Source organism: Bacillota bacterium (assembly GCA_036504675.1).
Taxonomy (GTDB): Bacteria; Bacillota; Sulfobacillia; order JAJYWN01; family JAJZPE01; genus DASXUT01.
Genome location: DASXUT010000199.1, coordinates 1 through 10,284, shown reverse-complemented (window position 1 = coordinate 10,284; position 10,284 = coordinate 1). Strand labels below are relative to the sequence as shown.

Below are 10,284 nucleotides of genomic sequence, written 5' to 3'. Positions count from 1 at the left end.
GCGTCGAGATGGTGATGCCGGGTGACAACATCCGGATGGATATCGAGCTGATCACCCCGATCGCCATCGAAGAGGGTCTGCGCTTCGCCATCCGCGAGGGTGGGCGGACGGTCGCCTCGGGCGTCGTCACCACCGTCGTCGCCTAAGCTCTCGAGAATCGGATCGACATGTCGGGCGGGACCGGTAGCGCCGGTCCCACAAGGGCCTCAGCCGTCCGACCCCCGCCCGACCGCGAACTCAAAACCCCTTATAGGAGGGGGAGCCACATGCCAGATCAAAAGATCCGCATTCGCTTGCGGGCCTTCGACCATAAGATCCTGGATCAATCGGCCGAGAAGATCGTCCAGACCGCCCGGCGTACCGGGGCCTCGGTCTCGGGACCGATTCCCCTGCCGACCGAAAAGAGCATCTTCACCGTCCTGACCGCTCCCAACGGCGAGAAGGACATCCGTGAGCAGTTCGAGATGCGCACCCACAAGCGCCTCATCGACATCCTCGAGCCCACCCCCAAGACCGTCGACGCCCTGATGCGGCTCGACCTACCGGCCGGCGTGGATATCGAGATCAAGCTGTAGGTCTGAAGGTGGTGCGGTTATGATTACCAAGGGCATCCTCGGCCGGAAGCTGGGCATGACCCAGGTCTTTGATGAGGCCGGCCGGGCTATCCCGGTGACGGTCATCGAGGCCGGTCCGTGCCTCGTCGTCAACAAGAAGACGGCCGAGCACGACGGTTACAACGCGATTCAGGTCGGCTTCGGCGACATCAAGGAAAAGAAGCTGACGAAGCCGGCCAAGGGCTACTTCGAGAAGCAGAAGGCCCAGCCGCGGCGGCATTTGCGGGAGCTGCGGGTGACCGATATCGATAAGTATCAGGTCGGTCAGGAGATCAAGGCCGACATCTTCAATAACGGTGAAGTCGTCGACGTCATCGGGATCTCCCGTGGGCTCGGCTTCGCCGGTACGATCCGGCGTTACGGCGCCCACCGCGGACCGATGACCCACGGCTCCAAGTACCACCGGAGGGTCGGTTCGCTCCAGTCCAGAGCCGCCGCCCGCGTTTTCAAGGGCCGCATGCTGCCCGGTCGACTGGGCGGTGACCGGGTGACCGCGAAGAACGTCCGGATCGTCAAGGTCGACCCGGAAAGGAACCTCATCCTCATCGGCGGCTCGGTCCCCGGCGTCACCGGCGCCCTGGTGACGATCAAGGATAAGGTCTGAGCGCTTAGACGCTCGAGCGCCGGTTGAAAGGGGGAGCTCGTCGTGCCCAAGGTTAAACTCTTCGACATCAATGGCAGCGTCCTCGGCGACGTGGAGCTTTCCGACGTCGTCTTCGGGGCCGAGATCAACGAGGCCCTGATGCACGATGTCGTCGTGATGTATCAGGCCAACCAGAGGCAGGGGACCTCGGCGACCAAGACCCGTGGTCTCGTCTCCGGTGGCGGCAAGAAGCCCTGGCGGCAGAAGGGGACCGGCCGCGCCCGCGCCGGCAGCACCCGGTCGCCCCTGTGGCGCCACGGCGGGGTGACCTTCGGCCCGCAGCCGCGGGAGTTCCGTTACACCATGCCGCGGAAGGCGCGGCGCGCCGCCTTGCGTTCGGCCCTCTCGGCCAAGGTCAAGGCGGGTGAACTGGTCCTCCTCGACCAACTGACGCTGGAAGAGCCGAAGACCAAGGAAGTGGCCCGAATCCTGAGCAACGTGGGCGCCGGCAATGAGGCTCTCATCGTCACCGCTCAGTCCGACCAGGGCGTCCGTCGTTCCTCGCGGAACATGCCCGGGGTGGTCGCGACCGACGCGGCCGGACTGAACGTCTACTCCGTCCTGACCCACTCGAGACTGGTCATGACCAAGGACGCGGCGGCCAAAGTGGAGGAGGCGTTGTCCAATGGCTGAGGCTAGGGACATCATCCTCGGACCGATCGTCACTGAGAAGACCAACGCGGCCATGGAGCACGGCAAGTATGCTTTCTGGGTGGCCATGGACGCCAACCGGACGGAGATCAAGAAGGCCATCGAGGAGATCTTCAAGGTTCATGTGAAAGACGTCAATACCCTGCGGCAACTGGGTAAGGTCAAGCGGATGGGGATCCACTCCGGCATGACCCAGACCCGGAAGAAGGCCGTAGTCACCCTCGAAGAGGGACAGCGGATTCAGTTCTTCGAGGCAGTCTAAGGAGTTGAATCCAGATGCCGGTTAAGAACTTCAAGCCCACTTCTCCGGGCCGCCGGTCGATGACCGTCTCCGACTTCAGCGAAGTGACCAAGAAGAAGCCCGAGAAGCGGCTTCTCAAGCACTTGAAGAAGTCGGCCGGGAAGAACATGTACGGGCGGCAGACCGTCCGCCACCGCGGCGGCGGCACCAGCCCGAAGCTGCGGGTCATCGACTTCGTCCGGCGGAAGGACGACATCCCGGCGAAGGTCGTGGCCATCGAGTACGATCCCAACCGGAACACCCGTATCGCCCTCCTGCAGTACGCCGACGGTGAGAAGCGCTACATCCTCGCCCCGGCGGGTCTCATCGTGGGCCAGGCGGTGATGTCCGGGCCGAACGCCGACATCAAGACGGGTAACGCCCTCCCCCTGAGGAACGTCCCCGTTGGTACCTTCATCCACAACATCGAACTGCACGCCGGTGGGGGCGGCCAGCTGGTCCGCTCGGCCGGTGCCCAGGCCCAGTTGATGGCCAAGGAAAACGAGATGGCCAACATCAGGATGCCGTCGGGCGAGATGCGGCTGGTCCCGGTGGATTGCCGGGCCACCATCGGCCAGGCCGGGAACGTCGAGTGGGAGAACATCACCATCGGCAAGGCCGGCCGGACCCGTTGGATGGGAGTCCGTCCGACGGTCCGCGGGGTCGTCCAGAACCCGGTCGATCACGCCCACGGCGGCGGCGAGGGCAAGTCGCCCATCGGCCGCCAGCCGACCACGCCCTGGGGCAAGCCGGCGATGGGGGTCAAGACCCGGCCGCGGACAAAGTACTCCGACAAGTACATCCTCAAGCGCCGCGGCTCGAAGTAGCCGAAGCACCGGCGCCGGGTCTGAACCCGGGGAGGCCCGGGCTCGCACGAAGGAGGCTTCATGAATGGGACGGTCGACTAAGAAGGGGCCATACGTGGACCAGAATCTGATGAAGAAGATCCTGGCCATGAACGAGAAGAACGAGAAGAAACTCGTGAAGACCTGGGCCCGAGCTTGCACGGTCATGCCCGACATGGTCGGGCACAACATCGCCGTCTACGACGGGCGCAAGCACGTCCCGGTTTATATCACTGAAGAGATGGTCGGGCATAAGCTCGGAGAATTCGCCCCGACGAGGACCTTCCGCGGCCACGGGGCACACACCGAGAGGTCGTCGGCCCTCAAGTAGGCCAGACCAGGATTAAGGGGGTCTTCGCCATGGAAGAAGCTAGAGCTGTCGCCCGCCATGTCCGCATCGCCCCGCGCAAGGTGCGGGTGGTTATGGACCTGATCCGGGGCAAGTCGGTCGACGAAGCCCTGGCCATCCTGAGGTACACTCCGAAGGTCGCTTCGGAGATCCTCGAGAAGGTGGTCAAGTCGGCGGCCGCCAACGCCACCCACAATTACGAGATGAACCACGACGACCTCTACATCTCCGAGGCCTTCGTGGATGTCGGTCCGACCCTCAAGCGGTTCCAGCCGCGTCAGCGGGGTCAGGCCTTCTCGATCAAGAAGCGCACCAGCCACGTCACCGTGGTCGTCAGCCAGCGGAACGAGGGCAAGGGCGAGGGTGTGGAGAAGCCACGCGGCCGGCGGTTCTTCCGCCGCCCGGGCGTCCGCCGGGCCCAGCCGCCCAAGCCGGCCGAGACGGAGGCCGTGAAGGAAGAGCCATCGGCCGAGACGGCCGCCGGGGCCCCGAAGAAGGCCGCCAAGCCCGCCGCCAAAGGCAAGACGGCCGCCAAGCCCGCCACCAAGGCGTCCGCCAAGAAGGCGCCGGCCAAGAAGGCGGCTCCGGGCACCAAGGCGCCGGCCAAGCCCAAGGCCGAGAAAAAGGCGGAGAAGAAGACCGGGCGCCAGGGGAAGGGTGAGTGAACGATGGGTCAAAAGATTCACCCCAAAGGGCTGCGGATCGGGATCATCAAGGATTGGGACTCCAAGTGGTACGCGGGTAAGAAGACTTACCAGGACCTGCTCCATGAGGACGTCAAGATCCGCAAGCTGATTCGCCAAAAGCTGGCCAACGCCTCGATCTCGCGGGTCGAGATCGAACGGGCGGCCAACCGGGTCAAGCTGACCATCCACACCGGCAAGCCGGGGATGGTCATCGGCAAGGGCGGCGCCGGCGTCGAGTCCCTCCGCAAGGAGCTCGAGCGGCAGACCGGCAAGCCGGTCGCCGTCAATATCATTGAAATCAAGACGCCCGAACTCGACGCCCTGTTGGTGGCCGAGAGCGTGGCTTCACAGCTCATCCGGAGGATCGGCTTCCGGCGGGCGATGAAGCAGGCCATCCAGCGGTCCATGCGGCTCGGGGCGAAGGGCGTCAAGATTCGCGTCAGCGGCCGGTTGGGCGGGTCCGAAATGGCCCGCACCGAGCAGGCTCGCGAAGGCACCGTGCCCCTCCATACCTTGAGAGCCGACATCGACTACGGCTTGGCTGAAGCCAAGACGACCTACGGTCAGATCGGCGTTAAGGTCTGGATTTATAAGGGCGAAATCCTTCCCCAGGGCGCCGGGCCGGTCGTCGAAGGGAGGGTCTAGACCTCATGTTGATGCCCAAGCGCGTCAAGTACCGGAAGCAGCAGCGCGGCCGGATGAAGGGCGTGGCCTTGCGGGGCTCCGAGATCACTTACGGCGAGTATGGTCTGCAGGCCCTCGAACCGGCCTGGCTGACCGACCGCCAGATCGAAGCGGCCCGCGTCGCCTTGACCCGATACATCAAGCGTGGCGGCAAGGTCTGGATCAAGATCTTCCCCGACAAGCCCGTAACCAAGAAGCCCGCCGAGACCCGTATGGGGAGCGGCAAGGGAGCCCCGGAGTTCTGGGTCTCGGTGATCAAGCCGGGCCGGGTCCTCTTCGAACTGGCCGGTGTCCCGGAAGATCTGGCCCGTGAGGCCATGCGGTTGGCCGCCCACAAGCTGCCGATCAAGACGAAGTTCGTGAAACGTGAAGAAGCGGGTGGTGAAGAGGCTCATGAAGGCTAAAGAAGTCCGCGACCTTGAAGACGACGAGCTGATAAAGAGGCTCGACAGTTTGAAGGGTGAGCTCTTCAACCTTAGATTCCAACTGGCCACCGGACAGCTCGACAACCCGATGCGGATCAGAGAGGTCCGGCGGACCATCGCCCGGGTCAAGACCGTCCAGCGGGAGCGCGAGCTGAAGGCTCAGCAGAAGGCCTGAGGCAATAGGCCGTCCGCAGCGGGACGGCGCCGGAAAGCCGTGGAAGGAGGCCGCAAGGTTGGCCGAATTAGAGAAGACAGACCGTGGGGCTAGGAAGACCAGGGTCGGCACGGTGGTCAGCGACAAGATGGATAAGACCGTCGTCGTCGCCGTCCAGCGGATGACCCAGCACTCCCTGTACAAGCGCCGGATCGAACGGACCACGACGTTCAAGGCTCACGACGAGAAGAACGAGGCCCACGTCGGCGACCGGGTCAAGATCATGGAGACCCGGCCCGTCTCCCGCGACAAGCGTTGGCGGGTCGTGGAGATCGTCGATAAGGCGAAGTAGGAGGAGATCGGCATGATCCAGCCGCGAACCCGGCTGACCGTGGCCGACAACACAGGAGCCAAGGAGATCTCGTGCATCCTCGTGTTGGGCGGCTCGCAGCGTAAATACGCCCACATCGGCGACATTATCGTGGCCTCGGTCAAGGAAGCCTCTCCAGGCGGCGTGGTCAAGAAGGGCGAGGTCGTCAAGGCCGTCGTCGTCCGGTCCAAGAGCGGCGTCCGCCGCGAGGATGGTTCCTACATCAAGTTTGACGAGAATGCCGCCGTCATCATCAAGGACGACAAGGAGCCCCGTGGCACCCGTATTTTCGGGCCCGTGGCCCGCGAGCTTCGCGAGAGAGAGTTCATGAAGATCATCTCGCTGGCTCCGGAAGTCCTTTAGTTAAGGAGGACTCGTGATGGCCCAGAGCAAGATCCACGTCCACAAGGGCGACACCGTCGCGGTCATCTCCGGCAAGGACAAGGGCAAGCGGGGCAAGGTGGTCAATGTCCTGCCGGACAAGAACCGGGTGGTCGTCGAGGGCGTGAACGTCGCCAAGAAGCATCAGAAGCCCACGCAAAAGGTCATGCAGGGCGGGATCGTCGACAAGGAGATGCCTTTGGCCGCCTCCAACGTCGCCCTCGTCTGCCCGAAGTGCAACGAGCCGACCCGCCTGGGCTCGAAGATTCTCGAGTCGGGCCAGTCGGTCAGAGTCTGCAAGCGTTGTGGCGAGACCATCGACCGCTAGTCCCGAACGTAAGGCACTTAGAAGACGGCGCCCTCGGCCAGGAGCTGAGCGTCCCAGACGGCCGCCCTTCGGGGGAAGCGCGGTGCCGCGGGAGGCGAAACCCCTTGCCAGCCGAGGGGCGCGGGGAGGAATGAGCTTGAGCGTGATGCGCGACCGTTACCGCAACGAGATGGCTCCGGCCCTCAAGGAGAAGTTCAATTACGGTAACGTCATGGAGATCCCCCGACTCGAGAAGATCGTGGTCAACATGGGCGTGGGCGACGCCGTTCAGAACGCGAAGGCCATGGACACGGCCGTTTCCGAGATGACCCAGGTCACCGGGCAGCGTCCGGTGGTGACCAAGGCCAAGAAGTCCATCGCCAACTTCAAGATCCGGAAGGGCATGGCCATCGGCTGTGCCGTGACTTTGCGCGGCGAGAAAATGTACGACTTCCTAGACCGGCTGGTCAACATCGCCCTACCGCGGGTACGCGACTTCCGCGGGGTGTCTTCGAAGGGCTTCGACGGCCGTGGCAACTACACCCTGGGCATCAAGGAACAGCTGATCTTTCCGGAAGTCGATTACGATAAGGTCGAGAAGGTCCGGGGCATGGACATCACCATCGTCACCACGGCCAAGTCCGACGAAGAAGGCAAGGGGCTCCTGGCGATGATGGGCATGCCCTTCAAGGACTAAGGAGGCTGGGTCATGGCTAAGAAGTCGCAGTACAACAAGTGGATGCGGGTCAAGGCGAACCCCCGGCACAAGACTCAGGTTTATCATCGCTGCCGCATCTGCGGCCGGACCCACGGATATATTGGCAAATTCGGGCTCTGCCGGATGTGCTTCCGCGAGTTGGCTCATCGCGGCGAGATCCCTGGGGTCACGAAGGCCAGCTGGTAACAGCCAGGGGTCCCTCTGGCAGCTAAGGAGGTATGACCGATGGCAATGACAGATCCCATTGCCGATTTGCTCACCCGGATCAGGAACGCCAACCTGGTCAACCATGAGAAGGTCGATGTGCCTGGTTCCCGCGTCAAGAAGTCGATCGCCCAGATCCTCAAAGAAGAGGGGTATATCCGCGACTTTGAGTGGATCAGCGACGGTCGCCAGGGCACCATCCGCCTCTACCTCAAGTACGGCCCGAACAAGGAAAAAGTCATCACCGGCCTGAAGCGGATTTCCCGCCCGGGCTTGAGAGTCTACGTCAAGCGGGACGAGATTCCGAAGGTCCTCGGAGGCCTTGGCATCGCCATCATCTCCACGCCCAAGGGCGTGGTTTCCGACCGGTTCGCCCGGGCCAACAGTCTGGGCGGCGAGGTCATTTGCTACGTGTGGTAAGGGGGCTCACGACCTATGTCGAGAGTAGGTAGACTCCCGGTCAAGATCCCGGCCGGCGTGGACGTAGCCATCAACGGCGCCACCGTCACGGTCAAGGGCCCCAAAGGCCAGCTGACCCGGACCTTTCATCGGGACATGAAGATCGACCGCGAGGGCGATACGGTCATCGTCTCGCGGCCTTCCGACGAGCGCCCCCACCGGGCCCTCCACGGCCTGACCCGGACGCTCCTTCAGAACATGGTCAGTGGGGTGACCAAGGGCTTTGAGCGGTCCCTCCAGATCGAGGGGACCGGCTACCGCGCCGCCAAGACCGGCAACAAGCTCACCCTGGCCCTGGGGTTCTCGCACCCGGTCGAGGTCGACCCCCCGGCGGGGATCACCATTGACGTGCCGAACACGTCGAGCATCATCATCCGGGGCAGTGACAAGGAACTGGTCGGGGAGACGGCGGCCAAGATCAGGGCCATCCGCGAACCCGAGCCATACAAGGGTAAGGGCATCCGCTACCTTGGTGAACACGTCAGGCACAAGGCCGGCAAGGCCGGGAAGAAGTAGGGGTGACCGAGCGTGCTTAAGAAACATGATCGCACTGCCGCCAGAGTGAAGAGGCACCGCCGAGTCCGCAAGAACATCAGCGGTACTGAGACTCGGCCGCGGCTGAACGTCTTCCGTTCACTCAATCAAATCTACGCCCAGGTCGTCGACGACGAGTCCGGGCGGACCCTCCTGGCCGCTTCGAGCCTGGACCCTGTGGTCCGGGGGAAGGCCAAGAGCGGCGGCAACGTCGAGGCCGCCAAACTGGTCGGCGCACTCGTCGCCCAGCGGGCCTTGGCCAAGGGGATCAAGCAGGTCGTTTTCGACCGGGGCGGGTTCCTCTATCACGGCCGGGTGGCTGCCCTGGCAGCCAGCGCCCGCGAGGCCGGCCTGGAATTCTAGGTTAGGGGGTAAGCGAATGGCCTACAGACAGCAGTACCCGCGTGGGAATCGCCCCGGCGGGCCGGGGGGTCCGGGCGGTCCGGGAGGCCCGGGCGGCTCCAGGGATCGCCGCGGCGACCGTAGAGGTCCCCGCGATCGCCGGGACCGGCAGGAGCCGGAAAGCGAATTCAAAGAAAAAGTCGTCCACATCGCCCGCGTGGCCAAGGTCGTCAAGGGTGGCCGTCGCTTCTCCTTCAGCGCCCTGGTGGTCATCGGCGATCAGAATGGCCGCGTCGGTTGCGGCCTTGGTAAGGCGGCCGAAGTCCCCGACGCCATCCGCAAGGGAATCGAGGACGCCAAGAAGAACTTGGTCGTCTGCCCGCGGGTGGGAACGACCATCCCCCACGCGACCCTTGGCATCTTCGGGGCCGGTCGGGTGATGCTGAAACCCGCCTCGGAAGGCACCGGCGTCATCGCCGGCGGCCCCGTCCGCGCGGTCATGGAACTGGCCGGCATTCGCGACATCCTGACCAAGTCGCTGGGGTCGGCCAACCCGAACAACGTCGTCAACGCCACCATGGACGCCATCCGGCAGATCAAGCAGGTCGCCGACGTGGCCCGGTTGCGTGGCCGGACGGTCGAAGAACTGCAGGCCCGCGCCTAAGGTGGCCTGAGCTTCAAGGGGAGGAGCCACTACTATGGCCAAACAAGTACGGATCACCCTGGTTAGAAGCCTGGCCGGCCGCCCCCAGGACCAGCGCGTCATCGTCAGGACGCTCGGCCTGCGCCGTATGAACGACCAGGTCATTCAGGAAGATAGCCCGTCCATCCGCGGGATGATTGACAAAGTCACCCACCTGTTGAAGGTTGAGGAGGTCGGCCGGGCATGAGAATCAACGAGCTTCAGCCCGCCCTGGGAGCCCGCAAGGCTTCCAAGCGGAAAGGCCGCGGCCTGGGCTCCGGCCTCGGCAAGACGGCGGGCAAGGGCCACAAGGGCCAGAAGGCCCGGGCCGGCGGCGGCGTCCGCCCCGGTTTCGAAGGTGGCCAGATGCCCTTGCAGCGCCGGCTGCCCAAGCGCGGTTTCACCAACGCTCCCTTCAAGCGGGATTACGTAGAGATCAATCTCCGGGACCTGGCCGGGTTTGACTCCGGCACCGAGGTCACCCCGGAGCTGCTCAAGGAAAAGCGGGTCATCAGGAAGATCGGAGACGGACTGGCCGTCCTAGGGGACGGGGCCATCGATAAGCCGCTCACCGTGAAAGCCCATAAGTTCTCGGCGTCGGCCAGGGCCAAGATCGAGGCGGCCGGCGGTAAAGCAGAGGTGATCTAAGTGCTGGACACCTTCCGCAACGCCTTCCGTATCGCCGACCTCCGCAAGCGCCTCCTCTTCACCCTGTACATGTTCCTCATCTTCCGAATCGGCGCCCATGTGCCGGTCCCGGGAGTCGACCGGGAGGCCATCGCCAACCTGCTCAGCCAGGGCGCCCTCTTCGGCCTCTTGGACACCATCTCGGGCGGGTCGTTCAAGACCTACACCGTCTTCGCCATGTCCGTCGGTCCCTACATCACCTCGTCAATCATCGTCCAACTCCTGACCATCGTCATTCCCAAGTGGGAGCAGATGCAGAAGGAGGGTCC

General features: G+C 64.0%; 22 protein-coding genes and 1 pseudogene. All 23 read left to right on the top strand.

Going from position 1 to position 10,284, the window contains the following annotated elements; all coding sequences use genetic code 11:
- Positions 1-146, top strand: a 146-nt coding sequence (gene tuf, locus VGL40_16130) for an elongation factor Tu (protein HEY3316793.1), incomplete at its 5' end; no start/stop codon positions are given.
- Positions 147-266: 120 nt separating this feature from the next.
- Positions 267-575: a 30S ribosomal protein S10 gene (gene rpsJ / locus VGL40_16125; protein ID HEY3316792.1), complete on the top strand. Its 309-nt coding sequence runs from the start codon at positions 267-269 to the stop codon at positions 573-575.
- A gap of 22 nt (positions 576-597) precedes the next feature.
- On the top strand, positions 598-1,218 hold the full coding sequence (gene rplC, locus VGL40_16120; GenBank protein ID HEY3316791.1) for a 50S ribosomal protein L3: 621 nt from the start codon (positions 598-600) through the stop codon (positions 1,216-1,218).
- Between the two features lie 42 nt (positions 1,219-1,260).
- Complete coding sequence (gene rplD / locus VGL40_16115; GenBank protein ID HEY3316790.1) at positions 1,261-1,890, top strand: 50S ribosomal protein L4; 630 nt, start codon at positions 1,261-1,263, stop codon at positions 1,888-1,890.
- Entirely contained in the window at positions 1,883-2,170 is a 288-nt protein-coding gene (gene rplW, locus VGL40_16110) for a 50S ribosomal protein L23 (GenBank protein ID HEY3316789.1), read from the top strand. Before rplD ends, rplW begins: the two co-directional genes overlap by 8 nt.
- A gap of 14 nt (positions 2,171-2,184) precedes the next feature.
- Positions 2,185-3,015, top strand: coding sequence for a 50S ribosomal protein L2 (gene rplB, locus VGL40_16105; GenBank protein HEY3316788.1), 831 nt, complete (start codon positions 2,185-2,187; stop codon positions 3,013-3,015).
- Between the two features lie 64 nt (positions 3,016-3,079).
- A complete protein-coding gene (gene rpsS, locus VGL40_16100; protein ID HEY3316787.1) occupies positions 3,080-3,364 on the top strand; it encodes a 30S ribosomal protein S19 in 285 nt (94 codons plus the stop codon).
- Between the two features lie 29 nt (positions 3,365-3,393).
- Positions 3,394-3,726, top strand: a pseudogene (gene rplV, locus VGL40_16095) (50S ribosomal protein L22).
- A gap of 324 nt (positions 3,727-4,050) precedes the next feature.
- The gene (gene rpsC, locus VGL40_16090) at positions 4,051-4,713 is read left to right on the top strand and encodes a 30S ribosomal protein S3 (GenBank protein ID HEY3316786.1); all 663 of its coding nucleotides are present in this window, start codon (positions 4,051-4,053) and stop codon (positions 4,711-4,713) included.
- A gap of 5 nt (positions 4,714-4,718) precedes the next feature.
- A complete protein-coding gene (gene rplP / locus VGL40_16085) occupies positions 4,719-5,156 on the top strand; it encodes a 50S ribosomal protein L16 (GenBank protein ID HEY3316785.1) in 438 nt (145 codons plus the stop codon).
- Positions 5,146-5,352 (top strand): 50S ribosomal protein L29, encoded by a 207-nt coding sequence (gene rpmC / locus VGL40_16080; protein ID HEY3316784.1) that lies wholly within the window; start codon positions 5,146-5,148, stop codon positions 5,350-5,352. The genes rplP and rpmC overlap by 11 nt, the downstream gene beginning before the upstream one ends.
- Positions 5,353-5,410: 58 nt before the next feature.
- A complete protein-coding gene (rpsQ, locus tag VGL40_16075) occupies positions 5,411-5,683 on the top strand; it encodes a 30S ribosomal protein S17 (protein ID HEY3316783.1) in 273 nt (90 codons plus the stop codon).
- 12 nt (positions 5,684-5,695) lie between these two features.
- Entirely contained in the window at positions 5,696-6,064 is a 369-nt protein-coding gene (rplN, locus tag VGL40_16070; GenBank protein HEY3316782.1) for a 50S ribosomal protein L14, read from the top strand.
- A 16-nt stretch (positions 6,065-6,080) separates the two neighbouring features.
- Entirely contained in the window at positions 6,081-6,410 is a 330-nt protein-coding gene (gene rplX / locus VGL40_16065; GenBank protein HEY3316781.1) for a 50S ribosomal protein L24, read from the top strand.
- Between the two features lie 136 nt (positions 6,411-6,546).
- On the top strand, positions 6,547-7,086 hold the full coding sequence (gene rplE, locus VGL40_16060; GenBank protein HEY3316780.1) for a 50S ribosomal protein L5: 540 nt from the start codon (positions 6,547-6,549) through the stop codon (positions 7,084-7,086).
- Positions 7,087-7,098: 12 nt separating this feature from the next.
- A complete protein-coding gene (locus VGL40_16055) occupies positions 7,099-7,293 on the top strand; it encodes a type Z 30S ribosomal protein S14 (protein ID HEY3316779.1) in 195 nt (64 codons plus the stop codon).
- 39 nt (positions 7,294-7,332) lie between these two features.
- A complete protein-coding gene (gene rpsH / locus VGL40_16050) occupies positions 7,333-7,731 on the top strand; it encodes a 30S ribosomal protein S8 (protein HEY3316778.1) in 399 nt (132 codons plus the stop codon).
- 15 nt (positions 7,732-7,746) lie between these two features.
- Positions 7,747-8,286: a 50S ribosomal protein L6 gene (rplF, locus tag VGL40_16045; GenBank protein HEY3316777.1), complete on the top strand. Its 540-nt coding sequence runs from the start codon at positions 7,747-7,749 to the stop codon at positions 8,284-8,286.
- 12 nt (positions 8,287-8,298) lie between these two features.
- On the top strand, positions 8,299-8,667 hold the full coding sequence (gene rplR / locus VGL40_16040; GenBank protein ID HEY3316776.1) for a 50S ribosomal protein L18: 369 nt from the start codon (positions 8,299-8,301) through the stop codon (positions 8,665-8,667).
- 16 nt (positions 8,668-8,683) lie between these two features.
- Positions 8,684-9,310: a 30S ribosomal protein S5 gene (gene rpsE / locus VGL40_16035; protein HEY3316775.1), complete on the top strand. Its 627-nt coding sequence runs from the start codon at positions 8,684-8,686 to the stop codon at positions 9,308-9,310.
- 34 nt (positions 9,311-9,344) lie between these two features.
- Positions 9,345-9,536 carry a 50S ribosomal protein L30 gene (rpmD, locus tag VGL40_16030; GenBank protein ID HEY3316774.1) on the top strand — a complete coding sequence of 64 codons (192 nt, stop codon included), beginning with the start codon at positions 9,345-9,347 and terminating at the stop codon, positions 9,534-9,536.
- Positions 9,533-9,976: a 50S ribosomal protein L15 gene (rplO, locus tag VGL40_16025; protein HEY3316773.1), complete on the top strand. Its 444-nt coding sequence runs from the start codon at positions 9,533-9,535 to the stop codon at positions 9,974-9,976. Before rpmD ends, rplO begins: the two co-directional genes overlap by 4 nt.
- Positions 9,977-10,284, top strand: a 308-nt coding sequence (locus VGL40_16020; GenBank protein ID HEY3316772.1) for a preprotein translocase subunit SecY, incomplete at its 3' end; no start/stop codon positions are given.